The sequence below is a fragment of the Ruminiclostridium papyrosolvens DSM 2782 genome (assembly GCF_029318685.1).
GTDB classification, from domain to species: Bacteria; Bacillota; Clostridia; order Acetivibrionales; family DSM-1351; genus Ruminiclostridium; species Ruminiclostridium papyrosolvens.
In genome coordinates this window covers 3,462,557-3,482,028 of record NZ_CP119677.1, presented here as the reverse complement: position 1 = coordinate 3,482,028, position 19,472 = coordinate 3,462,557, and the positions used below count along the sequence as shown (strand labels likewise).

Here is a 19,472-nt window from a genome sequence, read left to right as displayed (position 1 = left end):
AACTTATTCACCTTATTTTACTAAAGAAAATAATATCATTAATTTGTACCCGCAATTACGGGTGGAGGTACATTATGTCAGAGCAACCAAGTAATGAACCAATGCTTGAGATATATTTGTATGAGTCAGACCAACTTATAGAACAGCTTGAAACTATTATAATTGAAAGTGAAAAAGTCGGTAATTATACTTGTGAAACCATAAATGAAATATTTCGAATAATGCATACTATAAAAGGTTCTTCTGCGATGATGCTATTCAATAATATATCAACTTTGGCACATGCTCTTGAGGATTTGTTCTATTTTATCCGTGAAGAAAGAAATCAATATGTGAATTTTTCTGCCATTTCTGATATAGTTCTCGATGGTGTGGATTTTATTAAGGTTGAACTTCAAAAGATTAAACGAAACGAAACTGCTGATGGGAAGGCGGATAATCTTATATCAGGTATAAGAGACCTTTTAAGTTACATTAAACGAGACAGTAAAGTTAAAGAATCGGTAAATCAAGATAGCGTTTATGTAAAGCAGGAAAATGCGTTAGAAAGCACTTGTACAAAAGAATTTCAGGCGGTAATCCGATTTGAAGATGGCTGTGAAATGGAGAATATCCGTGCATATTCGGTTATTCATAATCTAAAGCAGATCACAGAGGATTTTTATTATATACCGCAAGACATTATAGACGATGATAACAGCTCCAATATTATACATAAAAACGGTTTCAAAATATTCTTTAACTCAGACAAGACATATGAAGAATTACAAAATTTTTTCAGTCAAATAATTTTTCTGAAAGATTTGGAATTGGTTCACAATAATAGTCGAGATTGCAGAAAGCATGACGAGACAATTTGCAAATCCCAAGAAGGAATGAAAACATGTAACAACACACATCAAAGTATGATAAGTGTCAGTGTCTCAAAGCTTGATACACTGATGGACCTTGTAGGAGAGATGGTTATTGCCGAAGCAATGGTTACGCAAAATCCTGATTTAAATAATTTAGAGCTGCCGGATTTTTATAAGGCAGCAAGACAGATGCGGAAAATACATAATGAAATTCAGCAAATGGTAATGTCTATAAGAATGGTGCCTTTGGAACTTCTTTTCACAAAATGCACAGGATTGTACGTGATATGTGCAAAAAGCTTGATAAAAGGGCAGATCTGGTGTTAATCGGAGAAGACACAGAAGTTGATAAAAATATCATTGAGCATATATCTGACCCATTAATGCATCTCATAAGAAATTCCATAGACCACGGAATAGAAACGGCCAAGGACAGATTGTCGGCAGGAAAACCGGAGATGGGTACTATAACCCTTGAAGCTAAAAATTCCGGTAGTGATGTTTTGATTATGGTGAAAGACGATGGTCAAGGACTTGATAAAAACTCAATAATGAATAAAGCAAGAGAAAACGGTCTTATACACAAACCTGAAAATGAAATGTCGGATAGGGAAATATACAATTTGATTTTTCTTCCCGGTTTTACTACAAACAATAACATCACTGAATATTCAGGCAGAGGTGTGGGAATGGATGTAGTTGCAAAGAATATTGAAGCAGTTGGAGGAAGTGTGTCTGTTGACAGTACCCAAGGTAAAGGTACCATAATTACGCTTAAAATTCCTCTTACCCTTGCAATTATTGATGGTATGAACATAAAGGTAGGCAACTCAAGGTTTACAATTCCTACAACAGCTATCAAGGAGTCTTTCAGACCGGGTAAAAAAGACTTAATTACTGACCCTGACCAAAACGAGATGATAATGGTAAGAGGAATATGTTATCCCATATACAGACTCCACAACATTTATAAGATAAAAACAGAAATAACTGAATTTGACCGAGGAATATTGTTAATGGTTGAACAGGATGACAGATCCATATGCATCTTTGCTGATGAATTGCTGGGCCAGCAGCAGGTGGTTGTTAAAGCACTTCCTCCATATATTAAGAAAATATATCAGAAGTCTGATTTTGTGGGATGTACTTTGCTGGGGGACGGAAATATAAGTCTTATATTTGATGTATCCCGGCTGATTATGACAAATAAACTATAAAGCTTAATAAAAAGGAGCTGGAATTATGGAAAATGCAGTAGGTCAAGAAATGCACCAGCAGGATGAAGATACTCAGAAAGACAAGTTTCTTACATTTCTGTTGGGAAAGGAATTCTATGGAATAGAAATAAGGCATGTGACGGAAATCATAGGGATACAACCTATAACTGAGGTTCCTGAACTGCCGGAGTACGTCCGGGGTATCATTAATCTAAGAGGAAAGATAATTCCGGTAATTGATGTAAGATTAAGGTTTAAGAAGCCTTTCAAGGAGTATAATGACAGGACTTGTGTTATTGTTATTGACATTGACGACCTTTCGGCAGGACTGATTGTAGATAGTGTGTCCGAAGTTATTGTTATACCGGAATCGGATATAGTTCCGCCACCGGAACTTAATAAAACAGGTAACAGATTTATTAAAGGCATAGGCAAGGTAGATAATGATGTAAAAATGCTGCTGGATTGTGAGAAATTACTGAATGAAAATGATGTAGAAATGTTAATTAATTTTAATAATTAGGGGGCCTTTCACTATGAAATGGTTTAACAACTTAAAAATAGGAGCAAAGCTTGTATCAACATTTGTAATTGTGGCACTGTTAGCGGGAGTAGTTGGAATAGTAGGTATATTCAATATCAAACAGGTAAATAAAAACTATACAGAGCTTTATGAAAACTTCGGTATAGCAACCGCCAATATAGGAAAGGCAAGTACAGACTTTAACAGTATACGGGCAGCAACCAGAGATATATTGCTTAGTGATAGTGCAGAAGACAGGAAAAACTATAACAATCTGATTAAGGATTTGGACACAGATATTCAAAAAAACCTTAAAGCCCTGTACAATTCATTGAAGACTGAGGACGGACAAAAAGTATATACAGCACTTAATGAGAATCTGAACAAGTACAATGAAATCAGAGACAGAGTAATTAATATGTCAATTGCAGGACAGAATGATGAAGCTCGGGCTCTATTCTATAAAGAAGGAGCAGAACCTGCAAAATTAGCAAAACAGTACATAGATGAATTATTTGACCTAAAGCAAACCGGTGGAGTGCAGAGAGCAGATGAATATGCCGGAGATACTAACAATACAGTTTACATGATGCTTGCTGTTGTGGTGATAGCCGTGATTGCAGCAGTAATTCTGGGAATCTTTATTTCCAGAATAATTAGTGTACCGGTAAACAGGCTTGTTATTGCTGCTGAAAAAATTGCAGATGGTGATTTGAATGTGGATGTTAAGCAAAATTCCAGAGATGAGATAGGAATGCTTGCATCAGCTTTTAAAAGGATGTCGGATAATTTGAATGATGTAATATCAAGCATCAGTTCAGCTGCCGAACAGGTATCCGCAGGCTCCAGACAGGTATCTGATTCAAGTGTGGAACTTTCTCAGGGTGCAACTGAACAGGCCAGCTCCATAGAAGAGTTAACTGCCTCCCTTGAAGAAATATCAACACAAACAAGATTAAATGCTGAAAATGCAGCACAAGCCAGCAGTCTTGCGGAAAATGTAAAAACAATTGCCTTAAATGGCAATAAGCATATGAAGGAAATGCTAAATGCAATGGATGACATTAATGATTCATCAAGTAATATTTCAAAGATAATCAAGGTAATAGATGAGATTGCATTTCAGACAAATATACTTGCCCTTAATGCGGCAGTAGAAGCAGCTAGAGCAGGACAGCACGGAAAAGGTTTTGCTGTAGTTGCAGAGGAGGTCAGAAATCTGGCTGCTCGTTCAGCAAATGCCGCAAAGGAAACTACCGATATGATTGAGGGTTCAATACGTAAGGTAGAAGGGGGAACAAAAATAGCAAATGAGACGGCAGAAGCATTGGGGCTGATTGTGGATGGTGTTGCAAAGGCTGCGGATCTTGTAGGTAATATTGCTGAAGCATCAAATGAGCAGGCAGCCGGAATTGAACAAATAAATCAGGGTATTATGCAGGTGTCTCAGGTAATTCAGGCTAACTCGGCAACCTCTGAGGAAAGCGCTGCTGCAAGTGAGGAGCTTTCCAGTCAGGCAGAGGTTTTGAGCGAACAGGTGGAAAGATTTACATTGAAGAAGGCTGTACGTTCAACAGATAACTATAAAGGAGATGGGGAAATTAACCCTGACATTTTAAAAATTCTTAATAAAATGAGTGACAAAAGCAAAAATACCACACGGAATGTAAGAACTAAAACAATCGACTTAAACGACAAAGATTTTGGCAAATATTAAAAATTATGGTCTGGTGGGAAAGTTTTAATGATTTCTATTACAGAAAAGGAATTTAAACAGTTATCGGAGTATATTGAATATAAATATGGCATCAATCTGAGGCCGGAGAAACAGGTTCTTGTAATGGGAAGACTCCAAAATGTCTTAAATTCCCTTGATATTGACAACTTCACTGATTATTTCACCCATGTTATCAGTGACAGAACAGAGAATTCAGAACAAGTATTAATTGACAGGATTACAACAAATCATACATTTTTTATGAGAGAAGCTGAACACTTTGAATATTACAAAAACAAGATACTGCCATATTTGGTGAGGAATGTAAAAAGCAGAGATTTAAGAATATGGAGTGCAGGATGCTCTACGGGTGAGGAGCCCTACACTTTGGCAATGATAAATCGTGACTGTTTTGGAAATGAAAAAGTAAATTGGGATACCCAAATCCTAGCTACAGATATATCACAAAAAGTACTGGAAACTGCAGTAAAGGGCATATATAATAATGAGGAACTTCTTTCTCTTCCGATGTACTGGAAAACAAATTATTTGAAAAAGTATAACAGCCGGTGTTCAATTGTAAAAGATTTAATAAAGGAGGATATCATATTTCGAAAGTTTAATCTGATGGATAATTTTCCTTTTAGAAAAAAGTTACATGTGATTTTTTGTAGAAATGTCATGATTTATTTTGATAATATCACAAAAAATACACTTATTAAAAAGTTTTATGATATATTGGAGTATGGCGGATATTTATTTATAGGTCATTCTGAGTCAATTAGCCGAGAAAAAACAGGTTTCAGATACATTATGCCTTCTTTGTATATAAAAGGGTAGATGATGCAAATTTTGCTTAAATCTTGAATGAATTAAAACGAAATTTGTGCAAATAATACTTTAGGAAAGTCAATTTCAAAGGAGGAATACACAATGTCTGTTAAAAAAATGAGTCAGCCCAATACTGGTATAAAATGCATTGTTAATACATGTCACTATTATATGAATGGTGATCACTGTACCGCTGAACAGATAGAAGTTCAGCCTAGAAATGCAAGAGATACCCAGGAAACAGATTGTGCTACATTTTTACCTGAAAACCAGTAAGCTAATAGTTTTAAATAACGCCATACCTCTAAAAAAAAGGGGTATGGCGTTTTAATGTAGAACATACTAAACATATGAATATACAGGAAGGGTTATATGGTATGAAAAAAATCAAAGTGCTGGTGGTTGACGACAGTTTACTGTTTCGTGAAGTAATTTCAAGAGGAATAACTCTGGACCCGGAAATAGAAGTGGTTGCTAAGGCGGTGGATCCCTTTGATGCCAGAGATAAAATAGAAGAATATGACCCTGATGTTATGATTTGCGACATTGAAATGCCAAAAATGAATGGCATTGAATTTATAAGCAGGCTTTTGCCTCAGCACATGATTCCGATTATTGTGGTAAGCTCTATTAGTGAAGCTGTTTTCGATGCAATAAAAGCCGGAGCAGTGGATTTTATTCTGAAACCTGATATGCAAATATCCAAAAACGTAGAAGAATTTATAAAAGAACTGATAACTAAAGTAAAGGTTGCGAAAAAATCCAAACTGCCGGAGAGAGTCAGAATTATAGGTGAAACAGTTTCCTCTGATATGAAATTTGACAGCAGTAAAATTATAGCAATTGGTGCTTCAACAGGGGGAACTGAAGCTGTTTTCAACATTCTTAAACAGTTGCCTCCAAACATTCCGGGTATAGTTATAGTTCAGCATATACCTCCAATGTTTTCTCGTATGTTCGCCGAAAGACTCAATAATCAAACAGGCTTAAAAGTTAAAGAGGCTAATAACGGTGACTATATTGAAGAAGGAAAAGTACTTGTTGCACCGGGGGATTACCATATGAGAATCAAAAAAACAGGAGAACGTTACAGAGCAGAAGTATTTCAGAGCGAAAAGGTTAACGGACATTGTCCTTCTGTGGATATTCTATTTGAATCAGTGGCAAGGGAAGCCGGAAACAAGGCAGTTGGGGTCATACTAACAGGAATGGGTTCTGACGGAGCAAAAGGATTGCTTACTATGAGAGGAAAAGGCGCCAGGACCATCGGACAGGATGAAAAGTCCTGTGTTGTTTACGGTATGCCAAGAGTTGCATATGATATCGGAGCAGTGGAAAAGCAGACCTCCCTTGAGAATATTCCCAAGCTACTGGTTTCAATGTTAAAATAAATAATCATTATAAATAATAAGATGCAAAGGAGTTTTATGAATATACAGATTTATGGGGCAAAAGGATTTGATACACAAAAAGCAGAGCGATATTTTAAAGAACGAAAAATCAGCTATCAGTATATAGACCTCTTTAAATACGGAATGAGCAAGGGCGAATTCGAAAGTGTAAAAGGAGCCGTTGGTATAAGTAATTTGATAAATACACAATCAAAGGAATATGATAAACTCAATATGAGAAATCTGGGAGTGGGGAAAGTTGCACAAGAGGTTCTTTTAAAAAATCCCAAGCTCTTTAACAGTCCCATAGTAAGAAATGGAAAACAGGCAACAGTGGGTTTTCAGCCTGATATATGGAATCAATGGGAATAGAGTATTAATGCCTTATGTAATAAACTACCTTAACAGTCATACTTTCAATGTATTTGAGCCTGTGCAACACCAAGCCGGATACCCAGGTAATATTATTTATGCCGTTGAAGCTTGTAAAGACGGAAATGCTTAAGTCTGCCGAAATCCATACAAAGCATATATTGCTGATTAAAGTCTTGTTACGAAGTGAAAGCACTTTTATTTTCTTCATTACTATGGGATGGATGCCATAAACTGCTATAAGGGACATTATTCCCCAAATAAGGGTATTCCTCAAACATATTATTCCAAGAAAATTTAAAGAATCTCCACTGTAATCCCATAGTTCATGTTTTAGTACATAGTGAAAGAGAAGTCCTGTAATTAGCTCCAGAACAGTAGTAATAACAATTGCACCCAAAAATACAAGAACGGGGCGGGATTTTAATTTGTCCAGAAGAAATACAACCAAAATTGTACCTACGCCATAAATCCCGCATAAAGGGCTTATGAGAAAACCTCTTTTTATAAAATGCCAGTGATAAACAGACATATAAACTGTTTCCATTAACCACCCACAGAAAGAATATATAATAAAGCACAGAAAAACATCATAGACCCTTACCAAATGTTTCGATACATTATAGTTCATAAATGCAACTCTCTTATTGGCTTTGTTTAATATCATGCTATGAAATTTAAACAAATAGCGTTACTTTTATATGTGTATTCAAAGTCTTTAAATAATATTTCAATATAAAATTTTCCGATTGACATTGCACAAATTGCTTTGCTAATATGGGGATACAGTTATTTAGTGCTTGCGGAGGAATTGTTAAATTGAATAAATCTCAAAGAAGTGTAGAAACCTTGTCTCGTATTAACCTTAACGGAAAAGAACTGGAGTATACACTTAAAAGAAGCAGCAGAAGAACAATTACTATTAGGATAAAAAATACCGGACAGATTATTGTAGGATGTCCGTTAAAAACTCCTTTTACATACATTGAGAAGCTTCTGTCTGAAAAAGAGAGGTGGATAGTACAAAAACTGGAAGAAATCCGTGAAAAATCTCCTGCTGTTATAGATAAATCCTTTGAGAGCGGTGATTTATTTTATTATCTGGGAAAATCATACAGGCTTAAAATTGTTGAAAAAAGTATTACCAAAAAAGCAGATTTACACTTTGAAGATGAACTAATAGTTTTAGAAATATCCAGAGCCGATGATAAGGAAAAAATTAAATCTTCACTAAAAAGCTGGTATTTATCAAAGGCAGCAGAACTTCTTGTTGAAAGAATCAGAATATACTCATCTGTGGTTGGTGTATCACCCAAAAAAGTGACTGTCAAAGAGCAGAAAACCAGATGGGGAAGCTGTAGTTCAAAAGGTAACATTAATCTTAATTGGAAACTTGTTATGTCACCTTTGCCGGTAGTTGATTATGTAGTAATACATGAACTGTGTCACATGAAAGAAATGAATCATTCAGGGAGATTTTGGGGACTTGTTGAAGCTGTTATGCCGGATTATAAAGTTTACAGAAAATGGCTAAAGGAAAATGGCTGTACTTTATCCTTTGAATAAAAATAGTTATAAAATTACATGTAAAAAAGATAAGATTATACATTGAAATTTAGTTTTATAAAAGTATAATTTTAACGTAATACTACTTATGATATAATTACTAAAAATAATATAAACTAATCGAGACCCGGAGGTATTTTTAAATGATTTACAAAAAATACGGCAACACAGGCAAGGATATATCCGCAATTGGATTTGGAGGAATGAGGTTTCCAAAAAACGGAGATAGCTATGACTATGATGAATGTGCAGAAATAGTAGTACGTGCAAATGAACTTGGTGTAAATTATTTTGATACTGCCCCGGGATATAACGATGACCATAGCGAATTCATTATGTCCCATGCTTTTAAGAATATGAAGAAGCCTTTTTATGTTTCAACAAAAAGCAGTCAGAAGGATGGCTCAAAACTACGTGAACAGTTGGAGACATCTCTAAAGAGAATGAATCTTGAAAAAGTTAATTTTTTCCACATATGGTGTATTCTCAGTTTGGATGACTACAGAAGCAGGATGGTAAAAGATGGTGCTTATGAAGCTGCTTTAAAGGCAAAAGAAGAAGGACTTATAGAGCATATTGTCTTTTCAACCCATTGTACGGGAGACGAGATTGAAACAATAGTAAATGAAGACTGCTTTGAGGGAATGACCGTGGGTTACAATATACTTAACTTTCCCTTCAGACAAAAAGGGTTGGAAACTGCCTATAAAAAGGGTCTGGGTATTGCTACCATGAATCCCTTGGGAGGCGGTCTGATTCCACAAAAGGCTGATTATTTTGATTTTATCAGAAGTGAAGATGACAAAAACGTAGTTGATGCTGCATTGAGATTTAATGCTTCCCATGATGAAATAACCACTGTATTAGCCGGAATGGGAAGTATTGATGAGGTAGTTCAAAACTGTAGAGTTGGTGATAACCTTGTTAAACTTGAGCAATCAAAGTTAAAGGAAATAGAAGGAAAGCTGTTTAATTCCATGGACAAGCTTTGTACAGGCTGTCGTTATTGCGAATACTGCCCAAAGATGATACCTGTGTCAAAATACATGCTGTCATACAACAACCATATTCTTGGCAATACTCAGGATGTTTTAGACAATATCAAATGGCATTGGGGCATAAAGCAAGAGGATGTTAACGAGTGCATAGAATGCGGTTTGTGCGAAAGAAAATGTACACAGCACCTGCCGATAATAGGCAGATTGAAAGAAATCAGTACATTTGAGGACACCCGTAAATAAGCTAATATTACCGTTAAACTTGGCATTTTTGAATTAACGCATATAAAATCAGCAAATTGCAATAATTAAACATTGCAATTTGCTGATTTTTTGTATTCTTTTAACGAATTATCCTTATCATTTTTTGAAATAAATTCCAAAAACCTTATCTATAACTGAATTTCAGACATTGTATTTCTATATAAACATTGGCAGAAGGTATTCCTCTGGCTAGAATTATATTGTCAAAAAAATAACAAAGATATCTGATAAGTGAATGCACTTTATAAGTACTTGAGGAGGGAAAACAAGATGGATGATTGCAAATGCAGTCTGGTTAACGGGATTTTAAATAAGCACGACAACAATAAATCGCACCTGATAGCAGTTTTACAGGAAATCCAGAACGAATACAAATATTTGCCCGAGGATGTTTTGAATTATGTAGCTGAAAAGCTGGAGATTAATCTCTCAAAGATATTCAGTGTAGCTACGTTTTATGAAAACTTTTCTTTGGTGCCTAAGGGAAAATACATTATTAAAGTATGTGACGGTACAGCTTGTCACGTAAGAAAATCAATTCCTATATTAAATGCAATGAGAAAAGAACTGGGCCTGTCTGAAAGCAAACACACTACAGATGACAAGCTGTTTACAGTTGAAACAGTTTCCTGTTTGGGAGCCTGCGGACTTGCACCGGTTATTACAATAAATGATAAGGTATACGCTAAAATGACGCCTGATTCAACAATTGAAATAATAAAGACTTTGAGGAGTGAAGGATAATGAAAATTAATGATTTGCAAGAATTTAAAGCCTTTTCTGACAGGTCAATACAAGCACTGGAAAAGCAAAAAAAGAAGGTTCTGGTGTGTGCGGGAACAGGTTGTGTAGCCGGAGGAGCTTTAGAGATATACAACAGAATCAAAGAGCTTATAAATGAAAAAGGGCTTTTAGTGGACCTTGAACTGGATTATGAAAAAGAAGGCATAGGAGTTAAAAAGAGCGGTTGCCACGGTTTTTGTGAAATGGGACCTTTGGTAAGAATAGAACCTGAAAATTACTTGTACTTGAGAGTTCAGATAGAAGATTGTGAAGAAATAGTAGCTAAAACCCTTATAAACGACGAAGCTGTTGAAAGACTAATGTATTCAGCAGACAATAAGGTATATAAGGCACATGAAGACATCCCTTTCTATAAAAAGCAGACAAGAATGGTACTTAAAAACTGCGGAAGCATCAATGCAGAATCCTTTGCCGAATATGTAGCAAAGGGCGGTTATCAGGCTCTTGGCAAAGTACTGTTTGATATGGAGCCTCAGGAAGTATGTCAGTCAATACTGGATTCCAACCTCAGAGGAAGAGGGGGCGGAGGTTATCCGGCAGGTAGAAAGTGGCAGCAAGTGTTAAAGCAGGACAGCAAAATTAAATACGTTGTCTGTAATGGAGACGAAGGCGACCCCGGAGCTTTCATGGACAGAAGTATTATGGAGGGTGATCCTCACGGTGTAATCGAAGGTATGACTATAGCCGGGTATGCAACCAAAAGTACTTCAGGATATATATATGTCAGAGCAGAATATCCTCTGGCAGTTGAAAGATTAAGAATAGCTATTGAAGATGCTAGAAAGCACGGAATGTTGGGTGAGAACATACTAAATTCCGGATTTTCATTTGATATAAATATAAACAAAGGTGCAGGAGCTTTTGTATGTGGTGAGGGAAGTGCATTAACCGCGTCAATAGAAGGCGAAAGAGGAATGCCAAGGGTAAAACCTCCAAGAACGGTTGAAAAAGGACTTTGGGAAAAGCCGACAGTACTTAACAATGTAGAAACATATGCCAATGTTCCTTCAATTATAATAAATGGAAGTGAATGGTATAAAGGTATTGGGCCTGAAAACAGTCCCGGAACAAAAGCATTTGCCATAACCGGAAACGTTAACAACACAGGGTTGATAGAAGTTCCAATGGGAACAACCTTGAGGGAAGTAATATTTGATATCGGTGGAGGTATCAAGGACAACAAGAAATTTAAGGCAGTTCAGATAGGAGGTCCTTCAGGAGGATGTCTCACAGAGGAACATCTGGAATTACCTTTGGACTTTGATTCACTTAAAAAAGTAGGAGCAATGATAGGTTCAGGCGGACTGGTTGTAATGGATGAAGACACCTGTATGGTTGAAGTAGCAAGGTTCTTCATGAACTTTACACAGAACGAATCCTGCGGAAAATGTGTGCCATGCCGTGAAGGAACCAAGAGAATGCTTGAAATCCTTGAAAAGATAGTAAACGGCAAAGGTACTAAAGAAGACCTTGATTTACTTGAGGAGTTGGCAGATACCATAAGCAGCACGGCATTATGCGGACTGGGTAAGTCAGCTGCAAGCCCTGTTGTAAGTACTTTGAAATATTTCAGAGATGAATATCTGGAACATGTTATAGATAAGAAGTGCAAAACACATACCTGTAAAGCTCTGGCTTATATAGTAATAGAAAAGGAAAAATGCAAGGGCTGCAGCAAATGTGCCAGAATATGTCCAGTTCAGGCAATTGAAGGAAAGATTAAGGAGCCGTACACAATTAATCAGTCAAAATGTATCAAGTGCGGTGCCTGTCTGGAAGCATGTCCATTTGCAGCAATAAAGGAGGCGTAAATAACAATGGGAACTATGATAATTGACGGTCAACTGGTTGAATATACAGATGAAAAAAATATACTGGCAGTAATCAGGAGAGCAGGCATTGAGCTTCCTACCTTCTGCTACCACTCAGAGCTCAGTGTTTACGGTGCATGCAGAATGTGTATGGTTGAGGATAAATGGGGCAGCACCATAACCTCATGTTCAACGCCTCCTAAGGATGGTATGGAGGTATGGACAAATACAGATAAGCTCAAGAAGCACAGAAAAATGATATTAGAGCTTCTCCTTGCCAATCATGACAGAGATTGTACAACCTGTGAAAAGAGCGGAAGATGCAAGCTGCAGGAAATAGCTTTAAAGGTTGGAGTAAAGAAAGTAAGGTTCGGGCAGGAAAAGAAAGAGATGCCTATAGATGACCTTGGGCCATCTATAATCAGAAATCCAAACAAGTGTATACTTTGCGGAGACTGTGTAAGAGCGTGTCAGGAAATTCAAGGCGTTGGGGTACTGGATTTTGCTTACAGAGGATCAAATCTTCAGGTAACAACTGCCTTCAATAAATCATTGCAGGAAGTGGATTGCGTTAACTGCGGTCAGTGCAGGGTAGTTTGTCCTACCGGAGCATTGATGATAAAGAAAGATATTGACAGAGCATATGAGGCACTTCAGAACAAAAACAAGCGCGTAATAGCTCAGATAGCGCCTGCAGTACGTGTTGCAATCGGAGAAGATTTCGGACTTCAACCCGGACAGATATCAATGGGTAAGATTGTTGCAGCACTCAGAAAGCTTGGTTTTGATCAGGTATTTGACACAGCGGTTGGTGCCGATTTGACTGTTATAGAAGAAGCGGAAGAGCTCATGGACAGAATTCAGAGAAAGGAAAAACTGCCTTTGTTCAGCTCCTGCTGCCCTTCGTGGTTCAAATATGCAGAGCAAAAGCATCCTGAACTTATGGAAAATGTGTCCTCCTGTCTGTCTCCAATGCAGATGTTCGGAGCAGTTATAAAAGAACAGTTTAAAAAAGAAAAGTTTTCCGAAGAAAAAGAAAACATAGTTATTGCCATAATGCCGTGTACAGCAAAGAAATATGAAGCAGCAAGACCTGAAAACGCTATAAACGGTGAAAGACAGGTAGATATGGTTATAACCACACAGGAACTGGCTATTATGATACAGGAAAACGGTATCGTGTTTAATGAGCTCGAAGACGAAGCTATTGATATGCCTTTTGGATTTACCAGCGGAGCAGGTGTAATATTCGGTGTAAGCGGAGGTGTATCCGAAGCAGTACTTCGTTATTACTACAAGGAAAGAAACGCTTCAGCCCTGAAAGGCATCTCATATTCAGGAGTCAGAGGTATGGAAGGCGTCAAAGAAGCCACAGCTGAAATTGACGGGAGAACCGTAAGAATCGGAGTAGTTCACGGACTTAAAAATGCTGAAAAGCTAATCAGAAAAATAAAGCGCGGGGAAGAAAAATTCGACTTTATTGAAGTAATGGCTTGCCCGGGAGGGTGTATAGGCGGTGCAGGACAGCCTATTCCTCAGAATGAAAATGTAAGAAAATTAAGAGCAAAAGGTATATACAAGGTAGATAAGTCCTTGCCAATCAAACGTTCAGATGACAATCCAACTATAGACGCTTTGTATAACGGCGTTCTGAACAGCAACAGACATATTCTCCACAGAGATGGAAAACATTAAAATAATATATTTACAGATGTGGCACAAAGGCTAACGGTCTTTGGCCCCATCTGTTTTAAAAATCTCAGATATTCATTCATATATTAAAGAATAAAAAAATAAATTTTAAGCCAATAAGGCAAAGGGAGGACATCATGATGAATAACGAAAATAAAATGTTGTGTGACGTAGCAGGCAATGATATAAATACTTGCCTGAAGTTAATGATGGTTGATGAAGCAAAAACAGATATGGAGTATTGCTGTAACAGCTGTAATAAATCCTATTGTCAATTAAGCCCGCTATTTTTAGGTTTGGTACCTGCATTTTCAGGACGTAAATAGACCATAAGCTTAAATTAAAGACCTTCATATATATAATCAGATTTTAAGTAACTATATGGATTTGACATAAAAAAATATATAATTTACAATTATATTGTTATTTGTTTAACAAACATAGGCGGTGGAATATATGCTTGATATATATGTTTGTGTTGGTAGTTCCTGCCATTTGAAGGGGTCTTATCAGATAATCAACTGTTTTCAAAGAATGATAAAGGATAATAATCTTGAAAGCAGAGTTGAATTAAAGGCGTCCTTTTGTATGGGGCATTGCACAACAGGTGTTTGCGTTAAAATAGGCGATACTTTTTATGGAGACGTAGGCGTTATAAGTGCCGAAAGCTTCTTTAAAGAGAAAGTAATCAACACAATTGAAGGCAAGTTGGTATAGTGTAAATTATTAAAATTTACGTAGGGCAACAGGCAGAATATACTAATAACTGCATAAGAGCCGTCATGGCTATGGAGGCGACTTTATGAGCGTAATTCAATTTAAAGAAGCGAACTGTAAAAACTGTTATAAATGTATACGAAGCTGCCCTGTGAACGCTATTGCATTTAAAAACGATCAGGCTGAAATCATACATGACGAGTGCATGCTCTGTGGAAATTGCCTAACGGTATGTCCTCAGAATGCAAAAAGCGTTAACAGCGATGTTGAAAAAGTCAAAAAATTTATACAGAAGCGTGAAAAAGTTTATGTAAGTCTGGCACCTTCATTTATTTCTGCATTTGACCATGATGAAAAGTGGGTTTATTATGCTCTGAAAAAGCTTGGGTTTACACACATCGAAGGAACAGCTAACGGTGCTTATCAGGTATCAAGACAGTATGAGAGTCTTTTGAAGCAGAAGAAAATGAAAAATATCATAACCAGCTGCTGCTCATCAATAATATTACTTATAGAAAAATATTATCCTCAGTTGTTGGATCAGCTTGCTCCTGTGGTTTCTCCCATGATAGCTCATGCTAAAATGCTCAGGGAAACATACGGACAAAGAATCAGAGTAGTATTTATAGGTCCTTGTATTTCAAAGAAAGAAGAATTTAATGACCTTCAAAACGGCAATCAGATTGATGCTGTAGTGACTTTTGATGATTTGGACAAGTGGTTTGAAGAAGAAGGACTGTACGAGTCAAATGAAATCATTGACGGATTAAAAAACTTTGATACGTCAGCGAGAATATATCCCGTACCCGGCGGAATTCTGAAGACCATTGACAGAAAATATAAAAAGAACTACAGATCCATTAGTGTGGACGGTGTTGAACGATGCATGGATGTTCTTCAATCCATAGTAGAAGGGGATATTGAAAACTACCTGATTGAAATGAGCAGTTGTAAGGGAGGATGTTTAGGCGGCCCTTGTATGAAGCATGTGCCGGGAGGATTTCTCACTGCAAGAGAGAGGCTTTTGAACTATGCTAAAAGAACAGGTATTCAAACTGATTCAGGTTTAACCAACACTGTAATGGCTTTGACTAAGGTTGACTTAAAGAAGAAATTCGTTGACAGGTCAAAGAAGCTGGATGTACCGTCAGAGGCGGTAATACAAGGTATATTGAACAGCATTGGAAAATTCAGCAAGGACAAAGAACTCAACTGCGGAGCCTGCGGTTATCACTCCTGCAGGGAAAAGGCTACAGCCGTTTTCCACGGCAAAGCTCAGGTTCATATGTGTCTTCCCTATATGAGGGAAAGGGCTGAATCTATTTCAAACATAATTATAAATTATACACCTTATGCAATTTTTGCTCTTGATGAAGGCCTTAAAATACAGGAGCTTAACAAGTCAGCGCAGCAAATGTTCAATCTGGGAGCCAGAAACATGAATGGAAAAAGTATTTCAGAAATTCTTCCCTGTGATGAGTTTGAACAGGTGCTAGAAGGTTCAGAAAGTGTGTATGATGAAAAATATGTTTACGAAAGTTACGGTCTGGTAGTAAAACAGTCCATTATAAAAGTAAAACAACATAATACTGTTATAGTTATAATAAATGATATTACGAAAGAGGAGGCCCAGAGGCAGAAAATTCTGGAAAGTCGTTCTCAGAATATAGATATTGCTCAGAAAATTATGGAAAAACAAATGACAGTGGCTCAGGAGATAGCAAGTCTGCTTGGTGAAACTACTGCCGAAACCAAGGTAGCTTTAACCAAGCTTAAAAAATCCATTATGTCAGAGATGGGTGAATTATAGTGAGCCTGTATATTGATGTAAGTTACGAAAGTATAAATAAATATAGAGAAGAATTATGCGGAGACAAGGTAGAAATAATCAGAAGCCCTGATTCAGTGGTAGTGGTTTTGGCTGATGGTCTGGGAAGTGGTGTAAAAGCAAACATACTTGCAACTCTTACTTCTAAGATTATAGGTACAATTATGTCGAATGGTCTGGATATAGAAGAGGCTGTTAATACGGTTGCAAAAACTCTCCCTGTCTGCAAAGAGAGAGGAGTTGCTTACTCAACTTTCTCCATAATACAAATATTCAATAACGGTGAAGGTTACTTGGCCGAATTTGATAATCCTTCAGTAGTAAGGCTTAGAAAAGGTAAGATGCTGAATCTGGAGACAGAAAGCAGGGTCGTTAACGATAAGCTTATAAAGGAAGCCAGATTCAAAGTCAGTCCTGACGACTTATTTGTAATGATAAGCGATGGAGTTATCCATGCGGGAATAGGACAGACACTAAATTTGGGGTGGCAGTGGGATAATGTCAGTGAATATATACAAAAGACCTATAAAAAGGATGCATCCTCGAAGACACTTGCAAAACTTTTGTTGTCAGCCTGTGATAACCTTTATTCACATGAACCCGGTGACGACACTACAGTTGTTACCCTTAAAGCAAAAAAACCTGTTAAGCTGAACCTGATGATAGGGCCGCCTGTGGATTCTACACGGGATGATGAGATTGTATCTCGTTTTATAGGAAACGAAGGAAAAAAAGTTATTTGCGGCGGTACTACGTCTCAAATTGTTGCCAGAGTTTTGGGGAAGGAAATTAAGACATCTATAGAGTACTTTAATCCTGCGGTTCCTCCTACGGCAGAGATAGAAGGTATAAACCTGACAACAGAAGGTGTACTTACCCTTAGGAAAACACTTGATTTGTTGAAAGCCTGCGTTTCACCTGAGAGTGGTATGGGAGATATGCTGAAGCTAAATAAAAAAGATGGTGCTTCAAGGCTGGCAAAAATGCTCCTTGAGGAGAGTACAAGTATATATTTCTTTGTTGGAAGGGCGATGAATCCGGCACATCAGAATCCTGAATTTCCCCTTAACATGGGTATGAAATTCAAGCTGGTGGAAGAACTGGCCGCATTGCTTACACATACGGGAAAACATATCAGTATAGAGTATTGCTAGGGAGGGGGAGCTTTCTTGGGTCTTCGGACAATACATTTAAAAATTCACAAACCCGGTAAGCTTAAACGTGAAATAATTCAAAAGGCATTTGAAAATTATAATAATGCATTTAATTATTTGTTAAAAACTGCTTTTGATAATATAGATGACATTGAGAGTAATTATAAATCCCCAAAGGGGACCTACAGTACACTGTCTCTTTCAAAATGGATAGACAGTAGAATATCAAACGAATTGAACAATTTTGATGTACAGCCGTTTAAGGATTCTTTGAAGCTTGACTTTGGGATGACGATGGCAAGTTATTTTGCTCAGAAACAAACAAAACCCGATATGGTGTTTCCGAATTTCAGACAAGATAATGTTCAGGTAAATGAAAAGCTAAGACCTATTTATTTTTGCAGGTATGACACAAAAAGAAGTTTTTGCTTACTTTATGATCCTGACAGCAACAAGTACTTTGCTAAACTGTTCCTGATGAATATTAAAAATGCCAAAGTACGTAAAATAGCCGCTAATAACAGGGAACTTATATATATATCAAAAAGCCCGGAGCCTGCCAAAAGTTTAAAAAGGGAAACCTTCATAATAGTTCCCCTTTCATTCGGAAAATGGCAGGAGGACATGCTTAGTCAAGCAGTTGAGAGACCTGAAATACTTCGGACGGCACGGTTGTTGTGGAAAAATAATGAGTACTTTCTGAGTATGAGTATTAACCTGCCAGAGGAGCAGGAGATAAAAACTACAACGTTTATGGGCGTCAGCAGGGGTATCAGAAACGATATTAATTACACAATCGCAGATGAAAAAGGAAATTCTATTACAAAGGGAAGCCTTGAAAACTGCAAAAATACAAAGGATAGAAAACAAATTATCTGTAAAATGGCAAACACCATAGCAGATATAGCCTTGAAAAACAAATCGATGGTAATTCTTCAGAACCTTGTGGGTAAGGGCGACAAACTCAGCTGGAGGGAAGAAGGGACTGTGCATAAACCTGCATACGGTTGTAAAATGTACAATGACCTTGTAAGAGTGCTGGATTACAAGCTTCCGCAAAAGGGATTGCCTGTTCCTGCAAAAGTAAGTTCTGTAGATATTTTCCATACATGTTGTGTGTGCGGAAGCAACACCAGAAAAAACAGGTTCTCAGAAACACTGTTTATATGCACCACCTGTGGAGCCAGTTATAGCATGGATGAACTTGGTAGCAGAAATCTTGCCGTAAAACTTATAAAATATGAAAAGACTACCTTTAAGTTAAAGGCCAGAAAGACGCCAGAAGGCATGTTTCTTAATAATGAACTTATTGGTTTGGATATGTTTGTTCACAAGAATGAAAATCCTTATGACAGGTTGAAGGAAGAGGTAAAGAGTTTACTCGACAAAAAAGAGGATAGCTATATTAACTCAAAGCTGAATTATAAGGATATAAAAATTATTCTTGATAAATTAGTTAAAAGTGATTTTGTAAATATAGAAATCATTTAAATATTGTGCTTTTGCTGCCGCACATTGCTTACAGAGTAAGCTTATATGATAAAACATATAAAAAAGTGCAGCTATCTAGTTTAAGAGGCTGTCTCCCTGAAATATATATTTCTGTAGGCGGCCTCTTTTAATGTAACTTTATGGATAAATTGTTGACTAAATACCCATACTTTGATAAACTACATTTAAAGTAAAGGGGAGTAGCTTGTAAGCGATAAAGTCAACAACCGGCTTTAAAAAAG

17 protein-coding genes and 1 pseudogene are annotated in these 19,472 nt (G+C 37.0%); 17 read left to right on the top strand and 1 reads right to left on the bottom strand.

All coding sequences use genetic code 11. From position 1 onward, the window contains the following. Positions 1-74: 74 nt before the first annotated feature. From P0092_RS15660 to P0092_RS15630, 7 genes and pseudogenes are all read left to right on the top strand, one after another. Positions 75-2,071: pseudogene (locus P0092_RS15660) on the top strand (chemotaxis protein CheW). A gap of 25 nt (positions 2,072-2,096) precedes the next feature. Next, entirely contained in the window at positions 2,097-2,594 is a 498-nt protein-coding gene (locus P0092_RS15655) for a chemotaxis protein CheW (protein WP_004616577.1), read from the top strand. 13 nt (positions 2,595-2,607) lie between these two features. Next, on the top strand, positions 2,608-4,311 hold the full coding sequence (locus tag P0092_RS15650; protein ID WP_004616578.1) for a methyl-accepting chemotaxis protein: 1,704 nt from the start codon (positions 2,608-2,610) through the stop codon (positions 4,309-4,311). A 27-nt stretch (positions 4,312-4,338) separates the two neighbouring features. Continuing rightward, the gene (locus P0092_RS15645) at positions 4,339-5,151 is read left to right on the top strand and encodes a CheR family methyltransferase (protein WP_004616579.1); all 813 of its coding nucleotides are present in this window, start codon (positions 4,339-4,341) and stop codon (positions 5,149-5,151) included. A 93-nt stretch (positions 5,152-5,244) separates the two neighbouring features. Continuing rightward, complete coding sequence (locus P0092_RS15640) at positions 5,245-5,418, top strand: DUF1540 domain-containing protein (RefSeq protein ID WP_004616580.1); 174 nt, start codon at positions 5,245-5,247, stop codon at positions 5,416-5,418. A 101-nt stretch (positions 5,419-5,519) separates the two neighbouring features. Then, complete coding sequence (locus tag P0092_RS15635) at positions 5,520-6,533, top strand: protein-glutamate methylesterase/protein-glutamine glutaminase (RefSeq protein ID WP_004616581.1); 1,014 nt, start codon at positions 5,520-5,522, stop codon at positions 6,531-6,533. A gap of 36 nt (positions 6,534-6,569) precedes the next feature. After that, positions 6,570-6,905, top strand: a complete 336-nt coding sequence (locus P0092_RS15630) for an arsenate reductase family protein (protein ID WP_004616582.1) — start codon at positions 6,570-6,572, stop codon at positions 6,903-6,905. A gap of 4 nt (positions 6,906-6,909) precedes the next feature. Here the strand turns inward: P0092_RS15630 and P0092_RS15625 are convergent, their stop codons facing one another. Beyond that, positions 6,910-7,536 carry a putative ABC transporter permease gene (locus P0092_RS15625; RefSeq protein ID WP_004616583.1) on the bottom strand — a complete coding sequence of 209 codons (627 nt, stop codon included), beginning with the start codon at positions 7,534-7,536 and terminating at the stop codon, positions 6,910-6,912. Between the two features lie 146 nt (positions 7,537-7,682). On the opposite strand from P0092_RS15625, the gene P0092_RS15620 reads away from it, so the two are divergent. The 10 genes from P0092_RS15620 to P0092_RS15575 all read left to right on the top strand — a co-directional run bounded on the left by P0092_RS15620 (position 7,683) and on the right by P0092_RS15575 (position 19,230). Continuing rightward, positions 7,683-8,471, top strand: a complete 789-nt coding sequence (locus P0092_RS15620) for a M48 family metallopeptidase (RefSeq protein ID WP_276186964.1) — start codon at positions 7,683-7,685, stop codon at positions 8,469-8,471. A gap of 143 nt (positions 8,472-8,614) precedes the next feature. Then, the gene (locus P0092_RS15615; RefSeq protein WP_004616585.1) at positions 8,615-9,712 is read left to right on the top strand and encodes an aldo/keto reductase; all 1,098 of its coding nucleotides are present in this window, start codon (positions 8,615-8,617) and stop codon (positions 9,710-9,712) included. Between the two features lie 291 nt (positions 9,713-10,003). Then, positions 10,004-10,477, top strand: a complete 474-nt coding sequence (locus tag P0092_RS15610) for a complex I 24 kDa subunit family protein (protein ID WP_004616586.1) — start codon at positions 10,004-10,006, stop codon at positions 10,475-10,477. Then, positions 10,477-12,348 (top strand): NADH-quinone oxidoreductase subunit NuoF, encoded by a 1,872-nt coding sequence (locus tag P0092_RS15605; protein WP_276186963.1) that lies wholly within the window; start codon positions 10,477-10,479, stop codon positions 12,346-12,348. The genes P0092_RS15610 and P0092_RS15605 overlap by 1 nt, the downstream gene beginning before the upstream one ends. Before the next feature lie 6 nt (positions 12,349-12,354). Then, positions 12,355-14,043, top strand: coding sequence for a [FeFe] hydrogenase, group A (locus P0092_RS15600; protein ID WP_004616588.1), 1,689 nt, complete (start codon positions 12,355-12,357; stop codon positions 14,041-14,043). Between the two features lie 134 nt (positions 14,044-14,177). Further along, entirely contained in the window at positions 14,178-14,366 is a 189-nt protein-coding gene (locus tag P0092_RS15595) for a hypothetical protein (RefSeq protein ID WP_004616589.1), read from the top strand. A gap of 130 nt (positions 14,367-14,496) precedes the next feature. Beyond that, entirely contained in the window at positions 14,497-14,757 is a 261-nt protein-coding gene (locus P0092_RS15590; protein ID WP_004616590.1) for a (2Fe-2S) ferredoxin domain-containing protein, read from the top strand. A gap of 85 nt (positions 14,758-14,842) precedes the next feature. Continuing rightward, entirely contained in the window at positions 14,843-16,567 is a 1,725-nt protein-coding gene (locus P0092_RS15585) for a [Fe-Fe] hydrogenase large subunit C-terminal domain-containing protein (protein ID WP_004616591.1), read from the top strand. Further along, on the top strand, positions 16,567-17,739 hold the full coding sequence (locus P0092_RS15580; RefSeq protein ID WP_004616592.1) for a SpoIIE family protein phosphatase: 1,173 nt from the start codon (positions 16,567-16,569) through the stop codon (positions 17,737-17,739). Before P0092_RS15585 ends, P0092_RS15580 begins: the two co-directional genes overlap by 1 nt. 15 nt (positions 17,740-17,754) lie before the next feature. Then, entirely contained in the window at positions 17,755-19,230 is a 1,476-nt protein-coding gene (locus P0092_RS15575) for a zinc ribbon domain-containing protein (protein WP_276186962.1), read from the top strand. The last annotated feature ends 242 nt before the right edge of the window (positions 19,231-19,472 follow it).